This window comes from Methylobacterium mesophilicum SR1.6/6, from assembly GCF_000364445.2.
GTDB classification, from domain to species: Bacteria; Pseudomonadota; Alphaproteobacteria; order Rhizobiales; family Beijerinckiaceae; genus Methylobacterium; species Methylobacterium mesophilicum_A.
Genome location: NZ_CP043538.1, coordinates 6525113 through 6544983, shown reverse-complemented (window position 1 = coordinate 6544983; position 19871 = coordinate 6525113). Strand labels below are relative to the sequence as shown.

Sequence of the window (19871 nt, the reverse complement as noted above, 5' to 3'; positions counted from 1 at the left end):
TGCGGCCGCCGATCCGGCCGAGTGCCCTAATGACGAGTGGTGCCCTACCGAGTTGGAGCAGGCATTGTTTGAGGCGCTCGACAGAGATTTTGTGAGTACGACTGTCGTTAGGGACAGGGCGCACCTGAAGATCCGGGCGACATCACTGATAGTTGCAAGGAGGATGCTGTCGAGAGCGCTGCCCATCGCGCCGATCCTCTCTGCGCTCTACGAACTGGATCGACGTGGATGGGCCGAACGGCTCGATATCAACGGGTGCACACGGTGGCGCCGGTCCCCGGAACCAAGCGAGGCCCAGCCAGACGCTTGAAGGTGAGGGCCACCGCTGGGCGGGACCAAGGCCATTAACCTCGGCGTTCCAGCGGCACGCCGCTCAGCGTAGGAGCGGTGCAGTCCGCACGATCCCTCCAGCAGAGTGCAGGAACGCCAAATCCCCGGGCCGGCCGCACGTGTCGGCCCAGCTTACTTGGATGACCTGAGCGCTCGGCGCTGTGGTCGCGGGTGTCTCGACCAGCTTCGTGGCGCGGCGCTAGGCAGCGCCGATCCAGCGCACGACCCAGTGTTCGCGTCCGCGGCGTGAGGCTGGCGACTGCTCAGGCTTGGACCAGCGCCGGGCCGGCCGGCCGTCGCCGTCTATGGCTAGAGACATGATGATCCCCTTTCTGGGTCTCCGGAAGTCTCTTGATAGCGTAGCCGTAACCTACGCCACATCCTCCATAAAGGGTAAGCTGCGCAGGTGAGCGGCCTCGACCAGCCACCACACCAACTGGTGCACTGCAAGCGACGCTGAATTGCTCCACCGATCATGCGTCATACCGGTGCCGGCGAACGGCAGCGCAGTGCCATCAGCAGGACGATGATCAAGCCACCGAGTTGCGAAGCGAAGATCGATGGTGTTTGGCGAACGGTATTGGTGGTCGAGGTGCATCATCGGTGTCGTGACGCCCTGAAGCGCTGCCCCGCCTGCCACGGACGTGTGCGGATCTATAGCCATCACCTGCGGGCGCACCGGCCCGTGATGCGGCACGACGAGCCGCACAACGGCTGCCCGCTGATTGTCGCGACCTATTCCGGAACGCCATCGCCGCATCCGAGGGCCATCGACTGACCGTCGTCACGAAGCCACCATCTACGGCTCACGAAGCGGGGGAGCTCCTGCTGCCGGGCATCGGTGTCTCTTCACAAACCGTAAACGCGCCGACGCTATCACAGAGCTGTGATGCTCCAGTATTGCGATGGGTCGGTGCGGTGCCTCAGCTGTTACAGCGGTTTATACGCGACGAGACCGGCGCTACCGCGATTGAATACGGGATGATTGCCGCCCTAATTGCGGTCGCCATTATTGCCTCGTTAAGGCTCGTGGGCGGGCGACTTGCCACGAAATTCACCGCGATCTCCAGCAACCTGAATTGAAGCGTGCTCCACACGCTGGGTGCCGGCGAACCATCAACCGCCGAGCGCGTTGCCGACTCTTCAACGGCAAGGAACGCGACATGAAGGTGATCTCCGCAACCGTCCTCGGAGTGGCTCTACTAAGCGGCGTAGGCCCAGCCTTGGCGCAGCCCTACGGCGGGCGCGACTATGGCTACGACCGCAGCGACTACGGCTCTCGCGACAGGGGCTACGGAGATCGAGGTTACGGAGACCGTGACCGCCGCGATTACGACCGCGACTATGACCGGGGCTCGAGAGGTGGGCGGGGCGACTACGCTTTCAACGAGGAAGAGTATCTGCGCTGCAATCCGGACGTGCGCCGGGCGGTCATAGGTCGAGCAATCAAGTCCGGGCTCGAACACTATCGGAAGGTCGGGATGGCGGAAGGCCGGAAGTTGACCTGCAATTAGAGCGCGACTGCTCGGTGTCAGCAAAGCAGGCCACAAAGAAGCCCGCCACGGCGAACCGGGCGGGCTTAGAATTTCGTCCTGCCAGACAGCTACTTGCCGCTGGGCGCTGCGCCGCTACCGGTGGCTCCGTTACCCGTGCTGTTGTCGCCGGCGGGCGCGCCGGAGGTTGAGGTACTGCCATTGGGCGTGCTCTGCGCCGCAGCCATACCGGCACTGCTAACGACGAGGGCAAGGGCGAGAAGGGCTGACTGCACGCTTCGGTTGGTCATCGGATTTCCGCGTCATAACAGGTCGGCGAAGGCCGACATGGCTGACCAACACAGGTCGTCTACCACTGTTCCTGACGCCAGACTGAGAAGTTGAGGCGGATACGTCCAGCGAGAGCCCCGTTGCCCGATCCAATCGCTGTCTGATCGTGCAGCTACCGCAGACATGCTAATGTGGGTGAGATCCGCACAGCGTCCCGAGGCGTCTGCCATGTCCTCAGCGATCGCGCAAGAAACCGAGCTTGAGATGGTTCGGCGGCATATCCGCGAGGGAGCGGGTCATCTTGCCCGTCAACGATTTCTCATAGCTCGGATGAGAATGGATGGTATCTCGACCGAGGAGGCGGAAACGCTCCTTGCCACCCTCGAGGACAATCATAGGCAACATGAAGCCCAACTCGCACGGATTGTGGGCGTAGGGCGGTGACAACCGTGAAGTGGCGCACTATGGGGTAGCGGGTCGCGACGCCGACCGAACTCCTTGCCCCGAATAAGGATTCTACTACAGGTCGCGAAAATCGAGGCGGGACCCGAGGAGTGCCCCCTATTCCGAATAAAAACCGGGTCGCCTTTTTAAGGGTGCCTCACGGCAGGTCGGCCGGCGGGAAGCTGGCGCCGTCAGCGCGCAGAGCCTGCACTAAGAGCGCCTAACAGAACCGTTTGATCTGCTTGAGGGTGATGAGGCTCGCGGCCAGGGTTGTGAAGGCCTCGTAGATGTCGCCGCGCCGCTCGTAGCGGATGGGCAGGCGGCGGAAGCGGTTGAGGACGCGGCCGGGGCGGCGGAAGAAGCGGGGCGATCTCAGTCCACAGATCGTTGGGAAGAAGGGGGCGAGCCATCCCAGCCAACGCCCGACCACACGATCCGTGCCCGTTCTGTTAGGCGCTCTAAGGCGTTGAGCTGCGCGATGGTGACCGCCGGTTCGCCAGGACTGCAGACGGCGGCACGTCGCAGCCAAGGCAAGCGCCTGGGTGCTATCCGGCGCGACTGCTATGGGCTCCCGCGGCGAGCCGCACGGCCGGCGGGGTGTAGCCCTGTCTGCGGGCCTCGGCAGGCGCGACCCAGATCGGGACGCGGCCGCCTTTCCGCGGGCGCCATTCGAGGCCCGGCGCGTAGTTGTCTCTCATGTCCAGTCTTCCTCTCCATCAGGCGCGAATCCGCCCGACGGCGAAGCTAATCCGTTTCGGCGTCGCAGCCGCGCGGCGACGGCAGGCCAATACCGGCGGTTGCCGAACAGCGGGTCCCGCTTGGGCAAGCCGCCGCGTTCAAGCACAGCGGTGACACCGTCCCACTCCCTCGTCATTTCTGGTACGGCGTCCGAGCCGTAGATCTCGGCGACGATGCGAGCCTCGCTTGGATAGAGTGGCATTGGCTCGGTCTTTGTTTTTGCGGATCGCACTGCTGGCTTCCCCAAGGCGCTTACGCAGGGGGCACGTCATCACGTGCGAGCAGCATTATCACGGATGGGAAGTTTTATAGCAATTGGCATATCTGTGACAGACGTCATCGAGCGTGACGCTTCTCAACAATTGCGATCCTCGCGGCGCAGTGCTGCGATCAGCGTCCGGCATAAAGCATCTGTCTGGGTCGCCTACGGTGCGTTCGTGCTCGCGCATGGGAGCGCCGATCTCTCCGGTGGACCTAGTCTCTCTCGCCGCGACGAAGCTGGACTGATAGGATCGCTCGGGCGGTCAGGTTGACTCAGAATGATGAAGTGCGTTGCGGCCGGCTGCTTCACCCCACAGTTGAGGCACCTCAGACCGGGCACTTCCACGACGCGGTCCTGGGCACACGCTTCTGCAAGTGGTCGATGCTCTCGCCACGGTTGAGCATGTCCACCAGCTCCTGCGCCCGCTGACGCGTGGGCCGGAACACCGGCACGTAATCCACCAAGTAAATCGACCACGCGCCGTCCACGAACTCCTCGACCGCCCACGCGCTCAGGTTCAGGTTATTCCGAGTTGGTCTTATCCGCAGCACGGAATTTTGGTGTTGGCATCGGATTTCGTCTCAGTCGCATATAGGAGGCCGGTTGCCTCTGCCGCTCGCGGCTGTTCACCGAATGCTGACGAACCGATTGGCCGGCTGGAGCAATGGCAAATTCAAACAACGAGTCGGAAAATTAGCATGGCTTGGTGGGTCGGCTAAAATCTCTCACACCGAACACCATGCGCGGATGACGTCGGGGTCATCCTGGGACGTTGCGCGGCCTCCGGAAGCCAAAAATTCATGTGTCGGGTAAAAACCCGGGGTGGGCGGGGACTCATTTCTGGAAAATCGAGGTTCGCCGCAATTTGCGGGGGCATCGTCATGGCGCGGACTCGCATCTCACGGCCAGGAACCGTCGGGCGCCGGTTTCTCGCTGGGCGATGAAGCCACCGCTCAGCACGGTTTCACCTCACCGCCCTCATGCTGCCTTGCGGGAATGGGCTTACGCGCTTCCCCTTCTAATGAACGAACTCAAACGCTTGTCCCTTGCACCCCAACCCAAGAGCGGGTGGTGAGCCGTCATTGCGGGCCGCCCGAAAGCCGCCATTCGGCTTTGCGCCCATCTCAGTCATTCAAGGAGCCTGAAGTGGTGCTCCAGAGCGGACATTTAACGCGGTGGCTGCCATGGCCGGCCACTCGCATAACGCAGGCTAATGGAGCTCGAGTCGGCTGAGGCGGGGTCGTGATGAGCCGTGCCCCATGTCAATCGGTTCAGATGCTGCCAGAGCCAATGGAGCGAGACACGCACTCGCTGAGCGTAGTTCACCAGCAGGATTATGGGCTGGAGCGTGAAAAGTGGCGCTTTCGATGACATTTTCGGCAACGCTGGAGGGGCGTCCGTATCGGCATTCGGCAGGCCAAGCGAGTCCGGTCAGCGCATGACAATCGAAGACGCGCAGACGGCCCTTTGTCCCTGAAGAGCATTTCGGACGAGCCAAACCTCATCTTTCGACGGCGCTGATACGCGAAACCGACTGGTTGTGAGCTCCGCGCAAGATCCCGAACCGGGCGCCTACCCTACCATGGCTTGTTCAAGCGGCGTTTCGCGCCGGCTCCGACGTCTGGTCGATTGCGGCGATGACCTCGCCATGCCGACGACGGATCGGAGTTTATGGCAGTCTTTGGAAACGCCCGGACCCGTCAGGGCTATCTTTGTCGATTGCGAAAGCGCAGGGTGCCAACATCACCGGATCGGTTGATCCAGGCTCCGGTGGCTGAGGGTCCATGCCCCCGCCTGCAACGGACAGGCGCGCATGGCGGACATCATCACGTTCTCCACCAAGCCCCGCTCTCGGCACGCCCGCCGAGCCTATCAGGTGCATCGGTTCGCTCAGGGCGGCGGCGTGCTCAGGTCCTGCATCATCACCGCGCGCGACGACGGTGACGCCAGACGGCAGGCGGCGCGGCTAATCGACGGCCATCGCACCGAGCTCTGGGCCAACAACCGTCTCGTCGCCGTCTTCGGTTCGGTCAGGAGTTTGCTCGCGACCGCGATCCAGCCTGCGGATCAGCCCACGATCGGACGGTGAAGTCGGTTCCGTCCAGCCTCGCAGCATATCCAGGAGCAAGACCATGGCGACTGAAAAGAAGCGCGGGCATCGCGAGACCAAGAAGCCGAAGAAGTCCGTGCCCAAGACCAACGCGGCGGCGCCCTCGAACAAGGGTACGGTCTCGGCTGCCATGAAAACCAGCGGTCGAGGCTGAGGCGATGTCCGACCCTCATGGCTGCACGGTATGGTAGAGTTCGTTCGCCCGCTGATGTGCCCAGTGATGCGGAAGCTGATCGGGATGATCCTCCGCATGTCGCAGCACCCCGGCCTTCAGGAGCGGGGCCAACTGATTGATCAGCTCACGGAGCTCGAGACTGAGGGCATAGCCAAGGATGTTCCTTGGCGGACCGTGGAGGCAATCCGGGCCACCCGGTTGAAGCTGCGCGTCGAGGGCCTCATGCCCAGGACGCCACTCCCGCGCGGTCACTGATGGCTTGGTGCATGACCGGGCACGAGGCGTGCTTGAACGACCTTCGCGCGCTCGTCAGCCGGGCGGACCGGGCCGACCTTGCCGCCCAGGAGATCCTGCTGGAAGTCACCTTGCGCGCGGACGGTGCGGAACAACGGGCGAAGACCCTCGACGGCGCTCGCCGAACTCGGGCGCGATGATGACGCGGACGCGTGCTCGCGGGTGCAGCACGCTTTCCGTATATTGCTGTTCGCGATGATTCAGCGGGCCCGTAAGACGGCAGGATCGATGAAGGGGTGACGTCCGCCGCGGGACGAATCTCCGGGAAGCCGCGCCTTGGCGCCTTACGCGATCAGCTGGCCTAGACGGGCTTACCACACCTCTTCGCTGACGAGCGCACCGTTCTCGTCGAAGATGCCGCGCCAGCCCCTGTTATGCAGCCGGACGGTCACGCGAGTCAGACAGATGCCGTCGCCATCGCTGGACGCGACACGGGCATCGAGCCGTCCCTGCCGGTCCATGCGCTTCAGATCTGCGGTGCTCACCCCAAGCCGAGGCGCCAGTTCGCGGGGATCGACGAGCCAATCACCCACGCGGCCGAATGCGAGCTTCACGGAGCACATCTCCATCAGCGCGGCAGCAGTTTGCGGGGCTGAGACCGACCATAGCACCCTTCCCGCTCGTCGGGGCGACCACGTCGAGCGGGGATGCGGCGAGCAGTCCGGCAGAGCCCGGCGTTCCTGGGTCTCGATCAGATACCGATACTGGCTGCCCCCGCCGTGGCGGCCTGTTGAACGGTGGCACCGTTCCGCAGCGCCATGGCTATGGCGATCGACATGGTGTCGATGGCGAGCGCACGGTCCTGTCCGTAATCGTACGAGCTGTTCCGGCCCGAGCTGAGCCTCGCATAGTAGGCATCCGGGAACTCCTTATCGATCCGGGCCCTGAGGAGACGTGCAGCCGCAGCGTAGTTTTCCTCGAACTTCCGATCCTTGCTCGCAGACGCGCCCTCGAACGTCCCAACTTCCTTGCGCTTTGCGGTCGCATTGGACCTGCGCTCCTGAGCGCTGCCAAGAAAAAACTGGATCGTTTTGGAGATCAGCCACCGGATGACGGGCATTGGGATCTCCTGATCGGGTCGCGACGGACGCACCCACACGGTTTCAATAGCACGATCTATCGGTCCCTGTGGGCTCCGCGATGTAATACGATCAGCCTGCGCCGGTTTGTCCTTCTGCGAGGGACACCGGGGAAACGGAATCGGGCTGGCAGCGTTACGGCCAAGTTCTGCCGCGATGAGCATGGGCATCGCAACGGGGGCGGCCTGTGTAGCCCGGAAGCCAGCAATGAGCCTGTCAAACAAGCGACAGCGCCTCGCTTCACGGAACGTGACGATCCCAGCAGAGCACGCTGCCGGCAGTCACGGCGGCACAATCTGCGGGCCTGGATGCACCAGGATCGCACCGCGGTCGGAGGCCTTCCACACCGGCAAGGATCCCTCGCGTACGAACATGGCGAAGCCTTCGATCGCATCCGGTCGGTCGAAGTCTTCGACGTCGTGCACGGCACGACCGACGATGCAGGCTGAGTCTGGTCCATCGGCCACAGGAGATCGGCTATCTAGCGAGAACATCACGCCGGATCGATCGGGCCTGAGCGCGTCCGGCAGCACGCTGATCCTGCGCCACAGGCAATGCCACCGGGCGCAGGCGTCCGGGCGTTCGGGGTAGATCCCACACCCCGTTCCGGTGTTGTGCCAGCACAGAATCCCTGCGGGCTTGTCGAGAGCTTGGATCTCCAGAACACGACAACACAGTGTGCAGGAGCCACAGGATCGATCCAGAACGGAGGCCTTGAGAAGCCTCGGGGCCGCCTCTCGTCTGCCGCCGCGGAGGTGTATTTCGCTTGGGATGAGCCTGACCTCGCTATCACGCCGCTGCAGTTACAGGCGCCGCTCCCCGCCCGCAGCGCTGGATGACCACCGGAGGCATTCCACAGCCCTCGCCGCGCGATCGAGCAACCCCAGGAAGACGATTAGGGCGGGACGGATGACGCCCGCGATTCCGCCAGCACCGCCCTCAAGTCTTCTGCGGAGCCCTGCCGGTCCTGAAGTTCCGGGTCTTCGGTTCGGGCTTAAGCGGCTTAGGCTTGTTGTCCAGAAGTCGCTTCACTCGCTCGTTGAATTCTTCCGGCGTGACCGCCTGAGCTTTGCCGGTCGAAAATTCACGCGCCATGTCTGCCGCTCCTCGCGTCGTCGCCCAAGGCACCGGATTGCGCGGAGGGAGTACGAGGCTATGCGCTTTCTAGAACCAAAGAACCACTGCTAATTCTTCGATCGAGCGGCGGAGTGCCGGAAAATTGCCGGGTGTAGACGTCGAGGCTAGTCCGTACGCTCGGCTCAAGCTGCCGGCCGTCTCACATGCCGCCACGCCGCGATCGCGCTCCGTCGCGCCTCGAAGGTCGTGCGCAGCCGCGTGCCGGGCTCACCCTGACGCTCGGCGCCGAAGCCGTGGAGCAGAACCGCGTCCGGTCCAAAAACCCGCCGCATCTCAGCGCGCCAGAGGCGGTCCGTAACGGCAAGGACACTCTCGGTCTCCGCGAGGCAATCCATGTTCAAAATCGATCTCCTCCGTTCGCTGCCCTTTTCACAGCGCGATGCTCTGTCCGGAGGTCCAGCTCGACCATGAGAACAGCTTTAGCCGCGACTCCTCTCCGAGCTTCGCTGTCTTACCTTACAGGGCGTAGCGGTTGCGTCAGAGGGCCCGCGCGAGACCGGCCTCCAGATTGAGGGCGCTGGCTGTCTGCTGAGAAAGGCGGACGCCCGTCGGCTCGACGGTCGCGTCCTCCTTCACCACGCGGCGCACGATGGTCAACGCTTCGGTTTCGGATGTGGTGATCGCGACGTAGAACATCACCAATTGTCCGGACAGTTCCGCCTCATCAGGCCGCGTCACCTTGAGGATATAGGCGGTCTGATTGGGTTCGATCATCGCCGCTTCGGCCGAATGAGTAGGCGTGTTCATCATCGCGAGCTTCAACAACCTCGATCGCGCACTGACCTCGCATTTGAGCGCAGTCAGAAAACCTTGGCGGATGTACGTTGCAGGGGGGCGTCTCTCCGTCCGAAGGGCCGGTCGGCAGAGACCACTTAGGTCGCCCGTGTGAGCTCGCCCTCCCGGACGGCGCGCTCGCCGCCCGCGGACCGGATCCGATACGTCGGCTCACCGGAACGATCGTCCGGCGTCAGGCGAACCACTTCGAAGAGGCCGTCGACGATGCTCTTCCCACCGGTATAGCTAACCCCCAGCTGCCTGACCTGCTGGCCGATCTTGAACTTGTGAGACATACGGCATCCTCCGGGTGATGGCGTTTGCAGACTGGGACCGACTTACCGGCGGGCCCGCGCCTTGCGGGCCGCAAAACGCGCGTCGCGCGCGGCCTTCTGCTCGGCCGCGAGGGCAGCCTGCCGGTCCGCCTTTTCCGCAGCCTGACGGACGCGCTCGGTGGCGGCATCGGCCTCCGCGGCCAGAACCTCAGCCTCGCGTGCGGCCTGCGCGGCGAGACGTGCCGCTTCCCGCTCGGTCGACCGCACTTCCCGCGCCTGAACAACCGCGCGTCGCGCAGCTTGGCGGACAAGGAGGGCCGGATCATCGGGTGCGGGGCGCGCCCGGAAGCGAGCCAGCATGGCCTGCCGCGCTTTGGCTGTCGCCTCGAGACGATCGACGAGTTGGTTGCTTTTAAAAGGATTCACGCATTCTCCTGAGGCACACCGGAGTTCAGCTCCGGGGCCTGAAATCGAAGAAGCCGTTCCGCGAAGGGAACGGCTTCGAAGCGCGTCACAGGCGGACGCGCGATGCTCAAGCGGCCTGCAGGCTGCCCGCTGACTGTTTGCCGCTCCGGCGGTCGGTCTCCATTTCGTAGGAAACCTTCTGGCCCTCGCTCAGGCCCTGCATGCCGGCGCGCTCGACAGCGGAGATGTGGACGAACACGTCCTTGCCGCCGTCATCCGGCTGGATGAAGCCGAAGCCTTTGGTGTCGTTGAACCATTTAACGGTGCCGATAGTCATAAGTAATCCATATCAAGTTAGGCAAACAATAAGGCCGGGCGCATAAATCGTACGCGCCCGGTCGCCGGTCGTCGAAAATGGGAGAGATGCAGAGCGCTCGCCCTGTTGAGGCGATACGGCCGGATATCTGGCCAAAAATCGAGGAATCATCTGTACGCTATCACAGTGACGATGACAACCGCGTGGCGAAATAATGTAATTCATGCCGATCCGCGCGGAAAATATTTATCCTGCAGCACCGTCTAGATCGCTTGTGCGGACAGCCCGGACGAGGTGCGAAATGAGCTATCCGCTAGCCCTGTCGCCGAACCTCCTGCTGCGCCAGGTCATCGGTGTTAGCCGGTAATTCTTGCCTGAGATCGGCGATCGGCGGCGTACCCAGATCAGTCGGTCCGCAACTTTGGCTGACTGCTCGGACGCGGCCAGCGGCATAGGTTGAGATGCTGAGGCTTGGGATGCACTCGGCGGACATAAAGCAGCGATGCGTTATCGAAACGGTCCAGAGGCACCACAAGCACACCAAGGGTGCTACCCGCGGCGTCGTGCCCCGCCGCTCACGCTTTAGGCCGCCGACACCAACCTAGATGACGAAGGCGACAAGCAGACGGTTGAGATCTGACATCGCGGACTAGTCTCAGACGTTGTATAAGCATAGACATGCAACGAAGTGATTGTCTCTCCAGCATCAAGGCTATAGCTTTCGTTCCGCTCTCGGCCAGCTTCAGTCGCGTTGACGGACCTCTCGGAATGGCTGGCCTGGGGCGGTTTCCAGCCCTTCCAATTTGGGCGGCAAGGCACTGAGGCAGACGTCGTCTTTAAACCCGCCTTCTATCCCTCTCGGAACTTTGGAGGCTCTGCTCGTGGCCGGTTTGATGGATGTAGATCGTTAGCTGCACCGTGACCGCCTTGATCATATTGCTGGCTTGGCGGCTGAACCTGATGCTTGGTCGCTTCAAGCAACTCGCGCGAGCGCTGGACTGCCTGCAGGGCATTCCGGATGATCCGGTCATTAAATTCGGAGGTTAAGGCGCGCCGGTCGGCTTCGGCGATCGCCCTTTCGTGCTCGGCATGAGAGCCGGTCAGACCGGGAGCCGGGACACCCCGCCGCCAGTCCAAGGCGTGATAGCCCGCAAAGCAGAGTGGGACTCAGCTCGCGGATACCATCAGGGCCAGCGGTCACATGAACGACTGCATCAACAGGCCGGATACAAGACTGCACCCGACCAACTCGTCAGAAGCTCAATTCGCCACTTGCAATGCGGGAGCCATCCACACAGGACCGGCGGCTTTCGACCAGCCTCGGTCATGACGCAGACCCGTGTGAGCGTCTCAGATGGGTGGTTCAGTGACGTTCCGCTTTCAGGCCATCTGCTGGTTGTAGCTGACATCGTGTCCCGACTAGGGATGACTTTATCGAGGTGGGTACCCCCTACATCCCGCAGCGACGCGTTTCGCCGCCGTATATAGCAACCCAGGAAAAACTAGGACGCGTTCGTATCTGCAGTCCAGCCTGACTGCGGACCCGCGACGCAAACTTCGCTGCCCCGGACGCCGAGTGCAGACGCCCTAATCCGGATCTTTCCTCGACCACTAGGGATCGTTCTCGGCATCCGAGGGTTCTCTTGTTGCACCGCAACCATCCCCGAGATCATCCGTCGGCCGCGCGAGTATCCCGCTGCCGCTCGGATCGTGCGGCCTGCCGCGCTGGGAAATCGTGGATCAACGGCCCGCGGTACACAGGACCTCTTCATGCGCGTCGAACTCTCTCTTGCGGCTTCAGCCCTTCTGCTCGGTCTCACGCAGCTCCCGGCTCGGGCCAGCTCCTGCGCCGAGCAGATCGGGACGATCGAACGCCGTCTCGACAGCGCCGGCGCTGTTCACGTGGCCGGTCTTCAGGACGGCCATGCGATCCGCAGCAGCCATTCGCCGAAGGCTCTCGCAGCGGCTCCAACTGGCGACCCCAGCGACGCCACGATGATCCCCACTCCGGCGCACGTCGCTGACGCCCGTCGGCTTCTGAGCCGAGCCGTCGAGGAGGATCGCCAGGGTGATCAGCGGGCGTGCGAGGACACGATGACCCAAGCCAAGGGCATGATTGGCGCGCTGCCGTAGCGCGGCGCAGGAACTCCCGGCTCGGCGTTCAATCCGCGCGGCCTATACCGCATGCCTTCAGAACGATCCGATTGATCGAGGAGCATGTCCCGCAATCCACCAGGATCACCTCATGACACGCCATTCCTCTACCGGCCGTTGGCTCGGGCCGACGCTACTCGGATCCGCCGCAGCGCTCGCGGCATCTGCGTTCTACGCTGCTTCGAAGACGCGGGATGCCGAGCGCCAAACCCCGCCGATCGGCCAGTTCCTCACCGTCGACGGGGTGCGACTGCACTATGTCGAGCGAGGCCGCGGCGAGCCGCTGGTGCTGATCCACGGCAATGGCATGATGATCCAGGATTTTCTGGTCAGCGACATCGTCGACGATCTCGCCAAGCGCTACCGCGTCATCATCATCGACCGGCCCGGTTACGGCTACAGCGATCGCCCGCGCGGCCTCTGGACGCCACGCGCCCACGCCACGCTGTTCCAGAACGCGCTTCAGCAGCTCGGCGTGACGCAAGCCGTCGTGCTCGGGCACTCCTGGGGGACACTGGTTGCGGTCGCCCTCGCGCTTCAGGCCCCGCAGCTCGTCCGTAGCCTCGTCCTGGCCTCCGGGTATTACTATCCGACCGTGCGAGCCGATGTGGTTCTGTTCTCCCCACCTGCCATCCCGGTGCTCGGGGAGGTGATGCGCTACACGATCTCGCCTGTGCTCGGGCGTATTCTGCAGCCCGCCCTGATCAAGGCCATGTTCGCGCCGGCCGCCGTCACAAAGCGCTTCGACCGCACATTCCCGAAAGCCATGATGCTGCGGCCGTTACAGCTACGGGCCTCAGCGGAGGACGCCGCGCTCATGACGCCGGTGACGATCGAGCTTCAAAAGCACTACCGCGACCTGAAGCTCCCGGTGGTGATCATCGTAGGCGGGGACGATCAGATCGCCGACGTCGATCGGCAGTCGAAGCGCCTCCACAGCGAGCTACCCAACAGTGACCTCATTGTCGTCCCTGGCATGGGCCACATGATCCAGCATCTGGCACCGAGAGAGGTTATCGCGGCGATCGACCAAGCATCGGAGCTGGTTCGCGAAGCTGCCTGACGAGCAGACGGTGCGGACGCCCGTGTCGCGATCGTGCGGTCCGAGTATGAGGACGCGCCTGTCCGTCGACGAGGTCGCGTCAGCGATCAAGGCGGGGTGGGCATAATTGAGTGCTTATCACTGCTGCACTCCGAATTTCTGCTTCCGGGAACGGCGCCAACAGGTTTCTACGATGTAATTGGGTCGGTAGCGGCAGGACTGCTCGGGGTGATTTCCTGACTGTCCGCTTTGAGGCAGAAACGTACGGAAGCGAACGTCGCCTTCAATCCCGCATCCGCAGCCAGCCAAACACCTCGCACAGAAGGTTTTCCACCACGAGGTCGTAGTCTCAGCAGACCATCTAGCACACCGTTCCCATGGCTTAATACATGCTAGGCTGCAGCGCGATAGCTTGTGCATCCGCGCGGGTTTGATGGATCGAGAGGTCAATTCCTTGGTCGACCTGCGTATTCACCACCGGACGACATATCGGTATCGCAAGCCGGTCAATCTCGGACCGCACCGGCTCATGATGCGGCCTCGGGAGAGCCGCGACCTTCGATTGCTAGCGAGCGAGGTTACCCTGTCGCCGGACGCCACCATCACTTGGGCTCACGACGTCGCCGGCAATGCCGTGGCTACGGCTGTGTTCAGGTCTCCGACTGAGCGGCTCGTCGTTGAAAGCATAGCTCGGGTCGATCTATCGGCGGCGGCGTATCCGGTTTTTGCCATCGCCGCGTCCGCCATTACGTTCCCGTTCCGGTACACCGACGACGAATGGACCGACCTCGGCAGCTTGACGGTTCTGCAGTATCCCGAGGGGACGCCAAGTGTACGCTCTTGGGCGCAGAGGTTCGTGGCGTCCTACCCGACCGACACCCTATCGCTCCTCAAAGACCTGAACACCGGAGTCGGCAGCGCCATCGCCTATCAAGTTCGGGAAGACGAAGGCACGCAGGCTCCGAGCGAAACCCTTGCCCTTGGGATGGGCTCGTGTCGGGACCTAGCAACCCTGCTCGTCGAGGCAGTGCGGAGTCTCGGCTTCGGAGGCCGGGTCGTTTCCGGCTATCTCCACGACCCGACACGAACGTTACTCGGTTCCGCCGATGCCGGGTCGACACATGCGTGGGCGGAAGTTTTCCTGCCTGGAGCGGGATGGATCACCTTCGATCCAACGAACCGCAAAGTCGGGGGCGCGAACCTGATCCCCGTCGCGGTCGCGCGAGACGTCAGGCAGGCGATGCCATTGGTCGGAAGCTTCGTAGGGCCCGCGGACGCTTTCCTGGACATGTCCGTGGAGGTCAGCGTCAACGAATAGGAACTCGTCCGCGTCTCCGACCGTAACGATTGGGATAGGTTCGACGAACGTGCCGATCAGCGTGAGAAGCTCACATTGCTCGGGCGAACCTTACTTGAATGCGAGGAAGGCTGCGGTTGAGAGAGCCGGTCACCGGCCTATGCAACCTAAGTCCCGCGAGTCCGTTGCATCAGTATCCATTCAATCGGTTGCAATGAGGCGCGATCTTCGTGAGAAGTCGCGAGAAATCGCTTATGTCTTCCAGTCCCACAGCAGTCCTGAGTCGAACCATCACGCATATCGATATCCATGATCGCGCCGTCCGCGCTGCGTGGGCTGAGCGCTACGGCGTGACCGACGCGCAGTTGCGTAAGGCCGTGCGGATGGTGGGTTCGCGGATCACCACACTCTCAAACCATCTTCGCATGGCGTCCACATCGTGATCGCTTCGCTTGCCTCGGATCAAAGGGCGTCATTGGCTGCGCATGAAGTCGGCGTCTTGGTCGTGGACGACAATCCCCTATTCCTGATGGACTTGGCGCAGTTGCTCGCCAATGCCGGCATCGTCGTGTTCGAGGCACGAAATGCGGACGAGGCGCTAGAGGTGCTCTCCACTCGAACTGACGTGCGCATGACGATCACCGATGTGGACATGGGTGATGGTAGCCAAAACGGCTTCCAGCTGGCGAAAACAATTGCTGCGCGGTGGCCGGAGGTGGGCCTGTTGATCGTATCCGGTCAAAGCCATCCGAAAGTGAGCGACCTACCGGAGGGGGCACGGTTCCTCACAAAGCCTTGTGACCCCAACTTACTTACTGGCAACGTGTTTGCTTTCGTGTCTCAGAAGAGTGGCTCCATTTAACGCCCTGCTCATACAAAGACATTCAGATCATAGCGCTGCAGGAGGCGTAGATGCTATGTCGCACTTCGGTCCGCATGATGTCTGCTTTCGGGAACTGCTCACGCCGAGAGCTATGGCGAGGTTGGGTCGACAGAGGACCGTCTGCTTTTCAAGCGGTCAATCTCCGAAGCGGACCAGCTGCTTTCGGCCAGATCCGGCCACGTGGCCAAACGCCTATGAGCGACTGAGTTGGGTGGATTTCTGCCGGTCTGCTTCGGGGAGCCAGAGCGGTCGACGCGGACACCCCGCGATGCGCGCTTATAAACTCAGACGGCCTTCGAGTGCAGCACCACGGCTGGATCTCGACAACTATCGCTCAGGGTATACTGCGCTTCGAGGGGGGTAGCTGGCCAAGTACCGAGCTCGTTCCCACAAATCGATACCATGGCCGTTCGGCAGCATTTCGGCGATAGCTTTCGCTTCGTCATCGCTCCGAGCTTCAATCGCACGGCTTTCACCCACTCTCCCATCGGGGCTGAGGCTGAACACTCGGTACGCCCGGGGCCCCGGGTCGGGTTCATCAATACTGGTTGGCGAGCCTGACACGCGAGAGACCGTCCAATGTGAGCGGAACCACGTAACGGTCGCCGCTTCGAATTGCAGACGCTTACTGCAGTGGATCGAGGGCATGAAGAAACATCGACACAGTCGGCACTGGCAGAGCCGGTAAGATCAATGTTTCATGATCGCCGCTGAACCGCATCCCGGGAAAACGCTGAGACCCCACTAGCCATCCACAATTTTCCTCGAGACCGGGGCGCAGACAAACTTCGTTTCCCGCACCGCCATCAAGTCGTGCGTTGCCATAAGGCAGAACTGCGTTGGCGAATTTCAGATCGTCTATCGATTGCTACCCTGCTCGGCGATCCAGCGGAGGTAGGCGAGGCCCCGCTGTCGAGCATCACGATCAGTAATGCTCGCAAAGATTTCTAAGGCTTCGGCATTTTCGGCAAGAACGCGGTCTCTGTCGCCGTGAGGTTCTACCGTTTGCTTAAATGCGGTTGTTGAGATGGCGAGCGCGGCAGCAATCCTCTTCACCGTCGCGTCTGCGTTCGATCGAGCCTCGGTCTCAGCCAAGTTCCGGATAGACGCTGCGCTCCCTTGCTGACGAGGCGGGACATGGCGAGTCACAGTCGGAGCTCCTGTCGTTTTTAACGATATGGGGAGCCCGGCAAACGACGGTTATGATGCAAATGTACCGGTTAAGGAAGTCGTTGGGAGGTGTGCCGTCACCTTCTCGGATGCTGTACCTTTGCGCTGACGACGAGCAGGTCAACACGACAAGGCAATTGCCACCCTTGGCGGCGTGGAGCCAGCGCAAGGGCAGCGACGACTTGGCGACCGCACCACGTCTAAGAGTGGATTTCCGCCGGTCTGCTAGCGGAAGCGAATGCATTGAAGCAGATGTCGCCGCCGTGGCCGTTTCGGATTGCTGGCATTTACTTTAAATGCTTGCTTAGCTGCGAGTGCTGACGGCGGACATGCTCGCATCTCTTAGAAGGGGTTCTTCCTGCGCAGGGGATCCGGCTTCTGCTCGTCCGGCATAACCTCGTGCAGGTGGTGATGCACAATCCTTGCGCTGAACGGCTTGCCGATGAAGTGTGCGCCGTCCGGCAGATCGTTCGGTCCAGGCTTAATCTGGCCCGACGCGACGACGATCGAGATGTGCGGATAGGTGCTGGCGACTTTGCGGGCGAGGGCGAAGCCATCGTGTACGCCAGGCATCTGCACGTCGGTGAACAGCAGCGTTAGGCACGCGTGGTGTTCCTCAAGCACGAGCAAAGCCTTATCGCCGGAGGCGGCCTCGAAAGTCGTGAACCCTGCTTCCTCCAGGATGTCGACCGCAGCCATTCGGACCATTTCGTCGTCATCGACAACGAGAGCACAGGGCGAAGGGTTCGAGGAGGCGTGGCTCATTTCCCCTCAATGCTACGTCTCACGGAAAGGTCCGGGTGGAACGACCCGAAGTTCAGCCGCCGGCCATGAGATCGACGCCCAGGCCGTCAGCGTGCAGACCACATCCTCGGGGATAGCAGACGTCGACGCCTCCGCCGGCGAGGTGTTCACGGATGTCCGTTTCCGAAGCGCATTGAACGGATCTCCAGCGGAGGCATCGGGTCGCTATAGGACCGTCCGCTTCTTCAGCGCCTCCGCTTCGAAGCGGACCAGCGGCTTTCGGCCAGACTGCGCCACGACGGATCGTCTTTGCGTGCAGGAGCGGACATTCGACTTCGCGCCCAATCCTGACGAAGAGGTCGTGCCGCCGTAATTACCCACGCGTTTGATGGCAGGGTTCAAGCGCCGATGGTTTTGAGGATGGCGTCGAAGGAACTGCTGCCTGTGAGGCGCGCGGTGTCGACGACGGTGCGGATGGCGGCCTCGCCCTCGGCTGGTCCTGAACGCCCGTGCTGCCGTTGACGTGGCCGTAGAGCACCCGCCGCTGGGACAGGCCCTTCATCCGCGCGGTCAGCACATACTGCTTACGGATCTCGTCGAGGAACGAGCTTCATGAGGTCGTGCCTTCTGCCACACCCCACCCCTACCCCTCCCCGCAAGGGGGAGGGAAAAGCTCAATTTTCTCAGGACATTGGTGCCGGATCGAGACGTGTGAATCCGTTTGCCATTGCGGCAGACGGTGCACCCGCCTCACGACTTCCCGGACACCCGCTTCTCGATCCAGCCCGACAGCCAGTCGGCGATGTCGAGGCTGTTCTTGTCCTGCATGAGCATGTGCGAATTGCCGTGGATGCCGATCTCCGGCAGCAGGATCAGCTCGGCCTTGCCGCCTGCCGCGTTCGCCGCCGCCACGAAGCTGCGGCAAAGCTTCAGCCGCGGCGCCCAGCGGGGCGAGGCATCGACGTAGTCGCCGAACAGGACGAGGATCGGCAGGTCCTTGTAGGGGGCGAGGTCATCCTTGGCCGGATCGGGACAGGCGGCAGGCTCGATGGCCACGAGGGCGCGGATCCCCGTGCGATCGAGGGCGGCGGTCTGGAACGGGTAGATTCCCGACTGCGAGTGGGAGACCAGGACCGCGCCCTTCAGGCGCTTGGCAAGTTCCGACAGGGCCGGCACGGTCGGATTCGGGACCGCTAGGGAGGCCGACCAGTCGGGGACCATCTGCTTCCAGAACTCGCCCTGGGCCTCCAGGGGGAATTGCATGCCCGGGAAGACCTTCGGGTATTCCGGGCCGAAGCGGAAGATCGCCCAGGCCGGCTCGCGGCCGGCCGAGAAGACGGTGGGCAGAGAGTTCAGCTCCGCGTGGCCGCTCTTCACGGCGTTGATCTGCGCCGGGCTCGCCGCCGAGCGCCCGCGCCAGGCTTGATCGATCACGTAGGTGGGGAAGCCGCGGCGCACGAAGAACTCGTCCCAGCCCATGCGGCCGTCCGGCGTGGTTTCCCAGGTCTTGCCGGTGAGGCAGCAGCCGTGGATCAGCACCAGCGGCGGGCGCGCGGCCGAGACCGGCACCTGGTAGCGGACATAGATCTGGTCGACGCTGATCGTGCCGGAGGGCGCGTAGGCCGGCAGGGTCGAGAGCGTGTCGGAGGCGACGTCGCGTCCGCCGACGAAGAAACTGCCCTGCTCGGCGATGGTCAGCGGTCCCGGAGGCGGATCCGCCGCCCGGGCGGGGCCGCCGCCGATCAGCATGGCCACGACCGCCGCGCAGGCGGCTCGCCGGGCGCGCGATGGGGCGGGCACTGACGATCCTGCCATGAAATGTCCCGGCCCTCCGCGCTCGGGCCGATCCGGCCCTGTTCAAGCACCGAAGAGCCTAGCATGGAGCGCGGCAATATTGGGATGTCGGTCGACCGCGGCGATGACAGGATCAGGCCGCGATGTCGCGCTCGACCCGCTCCACCGCCTCGGTGGGCAGGTCGAGGGCTTCGGCAAACATCTTCAGGAACTGGCGTTCCTGGAGGGTGTCGGGGTCGATGGCGAGGCGGGCTGCCGCATAGATGCGCGCCGCCGCGTCCGGCCCTGCGACCCGCTCGGCGATCTCGTCGACATCGGCCGGGCTCGCGAGTTCGCGCTCCAGCCACGATCGCCCGTCGGGATCGAGGCCCGCCTCGGCAACGGCCGCATCGAGGCGCTTGCGCTCAGCGGCGTCGACCAACCCGTCGGCCGTTGTGGCCGCCACCATGGCCCGCAGCATCAGCCTGGCCTCGTCCTCGGCGACGTCGGTGAAGTCCGGACCACCCGTCTCGGGGGGCGCCGCGCCGCGCAGGGCCCGGTAGGCGAGCCCGCCGATCAGCGCCAGTCCGCCGAGGGCGGCGCCCGCGGCGAGTCCGCCACGCCGCGCGCGCACCAGCGCGTCGACGATCCGCCTGCTGTCAGCCATGCCATCCTCCCGGGATCAGATCCGAACCGGATCGGAAAC

23 protein-coding genes and 1 pseudogene are annotated in these 19871 nt (G+C 63.1%); 10 read left to right on the top strand and 14 right to left on the bottom strand.

Annotated elements, in window-relative coordinates; genetic code table 11:
• Positions 1-700 precede the first annotated feature (700 nt).
• Positions 701-1039 (bottom strand): hypothetical protein, encoded by a 339-nt coding sequence (locus MMSR116_RS31165; protein WP_158169330.1) that lies wholly within the window; start codon positions 1037-1039, stop codon positions 701-703.
• A gap of 209 nt (positions 1040-1248) precedes the next feature.
• On the opposite strand from MMSR116_RS31165, the gene MMSR116_RS31160 reads away from it, so the two are divergent.
• Positions 1249-1413, top strand: a complete 165-nt coding sequence (locus MMSR116_RS31160; RefSeq protein ID WP_158169328.1) for a Flp family type IVb pilin — start codon at positions 1249-1251, stop codon at positions 1411-1413.
• Between the two features lie 80 nt (positions 1414-1493).
• On the top strand, positions 1494-1844 hold the full coding sequence (locus MMSR116_RS31155) for a hypothetical protein (RefSeq protein ID WP_158169326.1): 351 nt from the start codon (positions 1494-1496) through the stop codon (positions 1842-1844).
• Between the two features lie 913 nt (positions 1845-2757).
• Here the strand turns inward: MMSR116_RS31155 and MMSR116_RS31145 are convergent.
• A pseudogene (locus MMSR116_RS31145) lies at positions 2758-2871 on the bottom strand (IS5/IS1182 family transposase); the annotation flags it as partial.
• Between the two features lie 2479 nt (positions 2872-5350).
• Here MMSR116_RS31145 and MMSR116_RS31140 point away from each other — a divergent pair.
• From MMSR116_RS31140 to MMSR116_RS31135, 3 genes are all read left to right on the top strand, one after another.
• Entirely contained in the window at positions 5351-5626 is a 276-nt protein-coding gene (locus tag MMSR116_RS31140; protein WP_158169322.1) for a hypothetical protein, read from the top strand.
• 43 nt (positions 5627-5669) lie between these two features.
• Entirely contained in the window at positions 5670-5801 is a 132-nt protein-coding gene (locus tag MMSR116_RS32335) for a hypothetical protein (protein WP_280178351.1), read from the top strand.
• A 308-nt stretch (positions 5802-6109) separates the two neighbouring features.
• A complete protein-coding gene (locus tag MMSR116_RS31135) occupies positions 6110-6256 on the top strand; it encodes a hypothetical protein (protein WP_158169320.1) in 147 nt (48 codons plus the stop codon).
• 171 nt (positions 6257-6427) lie between these two features.
• Here MMSR116_RS31135 and MMSR116_RS31130 read toward each other — a convergent pair whose 3' ends face one another.
• The 9 genes from MMSR116_RS31130 to MMSR116_RS31095 form a co-directional block, all read right to left on the bottom strand.
• Positions 6428-6679, bottom strand: coding sequence for a DUF6522 family protein (locus MMSR116_RS31130; protein ID WP_244625724.1), 252 nt, complete (start codon positions 6677-6679; stop codon positions 6428-6430).
• A gap of 128 nt (positions 6680-6807) precedes the next feature.
• The gene (locus tag MMSR116_RS31125; protein WP_158169316.1) at positions 6808-7176 is read right to left on the bottom strand and encodes a hypothetical protein; all 369 of its coding nucleotides are present in this window, start codon (positions 7174-7176) and stop codon (positions 6808-6810) included.
• A gap of 300 nt (positions 7177-7476) precedes the next feature.
• Positions 7477-7728: a hypothetical protein gene (locus MMSR116_RS32170; RefSeq protein WP_244625576.1), complete on the bottom strand. Its 252-nt coding sequence runs from the start codon at positions 7726-7728 to the stop codon at positions 7477-7479.
• A 406-nt stretch (positions 7729-8134) separates the two neighbouring features.
• On the bottom strand, positions 8135-8290 hold the full coding sequence (locus tag MMSR116_RS31535) for a hypothetical protein (protein ID WP_191991860.1): 156 nt from the start codon (positions 8288-8290) through the stop codon (positions 8135-8137).
• Between the two features lie 164 nt (positions 8291-8454).
• On the bottom strand, positions 8455-8667 hold the full coding sequence (locus MMSR116_RS31115) for a hypothetical protein (protein WP_244625575.1): 213 nt from the start codon (positions 8665-8667) through the stop codon (positions 8455-8457).
• A 142-nt stretch (positions 8668-8809) separates the two neighbouring features.
• A complete protein-coding gene (locus MMSR116_RS31110; protein ID WP_244625574.1) occupies positions 8810-9094 on the bottom strand; it encodes a hypothetical protein in 285 nt (94 codons plus the stop codon).
• A gap of 110 nt (positions 9095-9204) precedes the next feature.
• Positions 9205-9402: a hypothetical protein gene (locus MMSR116_RS31105; RefSeq protein ID WP_158169312.1), complete on the bottom strand. Its 198-nt coding sequence runs from the start codon at positions 9400-9402 to the stop codon at positions 9205-9207.
• A gap of 42 nt (positions 9403-9444) precedes the next feature.
• A complete protein-coding gene (locus tag MMSR116_RS32165; protein WP_244625723.1) occupies positions 9445-9741 on the bottom strand; it encodes a DUF6481 family protein in 297 nt (98 codons plus the stop codon).
• Positions 9742-9913: 172 nt separating this feature from the next.
• Complete coding sequence (locus MMSR116_RS31095) at positions 9914-10123, bottom strand: cold-shock protein (protein WP_091715344.1); 210 nt, start codon at positions 10121-10123, stop codon at positions 9914-9916.
• A gap of 1749 nt (positions 10124-11872) precedes the next feature.
• On the opposite strand from MMSR116_RS31095, the gene MMSR116_RS31090 reads away from it, so the two are divergent.
• The 5 genes from MMSR116_RS31090 to MMSR116_RS31070 all read left to right on the top strand — a co-directional run bounded on the left by MMSR116_RS31090 (position 11873) and on the right by MMSR116_RS31070 (position 15457).
• Positions 11873-12235, top strand: a complete 363-nt coding sequence (locus tag MMSR116_RS31090) for a hypothetical protein (protein WP_158169308.1) — start codon at positions 11873-11875, stop codon at positions 12233-12235.
• 112 nt (positions 12236-12347) lie between these two features.
• Positions 12348-13319 (top strand): alpha/beta fold hydrolase, encoded by a 972-nt coding sequence (locus MMSR116_RS31085; RefSeq protein WP_158169306.1) that lies wholly within the window; start codon positions 12348-12350, stop codon positions 13317-13319.
• 433 nt (positions 13320-13752) lie between these two features.
• Positions 13753-14616 (top strand): transglutaminase family protein, encoded by an 864-nt coding sequence (locus MMSR116_RS31080; protein ID WP_158169304.1) that lies wholly within the window; start codon positions 13753-13755, stop codon positions 14614-14616.
• A gap of 233 nt (positions 14617-14849) precedes the next feature.
• Entirely contained in the window at positions 14850-15038 is a 189-nt protein-coding gene (locus tag MMSR116_RS31075) for a DUF3606 domain-containing protein (RefSeq protein WP_158169302.1), read from the top strand.
• A complete protein-coding gene (locus MMSR116_RS31070; protein WP_244625573.1) occupies positions 15035-15457 on the top strand; it encodes a response regulator in 423 nt (140 codons plus the stop codon). Before MMSR116_RS31075 ends, MMSR116_RS31070 begins: the two co-directional genes overlap by 4 nt.
• A gap of 1533 nt (positions 15458-16990) precedes the next feature.
• Here the strand turns inward: MMSR116_RS31070 and MMSR116_RS31065 are convergent.
• The 3 genes from MMSR116_RS31065 to MMSR116_RS31055 all read right to left on the bottom strand — a co-directional run bounded on the left by MMSR116_RS31065 (position 16991) and on the right by MMSR116_RS31055 (position 19832).
• Positions 16991-17413, bottom strand: coding sequence for a response regulator (locus MMSR116_RS31065; RefSeq protein ID WP_158169300.1), 423 nt, complete (start codon positions 17411-17413; stop codon positions 16991-16993).
• A gap of 729 nt (positions 17414-18142) precedes the next feature.
• On the bottom strand, positions 18143-19207 hold the full coding sequence (locus MMSR116_RS31060; protein ID WP_158169298.1) for an esterase: 1065 nt from the start codon (positions 19205-19207) through the stop codon (positions 18143-18145).
• A gap of 112 nt (positions 19208-19319) precedes the next feature.
• Positions 19320-19832: a DUF533 domain-containing protein gene (locus MMSR116_RS31055; protein ID WP_158169296.1), complete on the bottom strand. Its 513-nt coding sequence runs from the start codon at positions 19830-19832 to the stop codon at positions 19320-19322.
• Positions 19833-19871 lie beyond the last annotated feature (39 nt).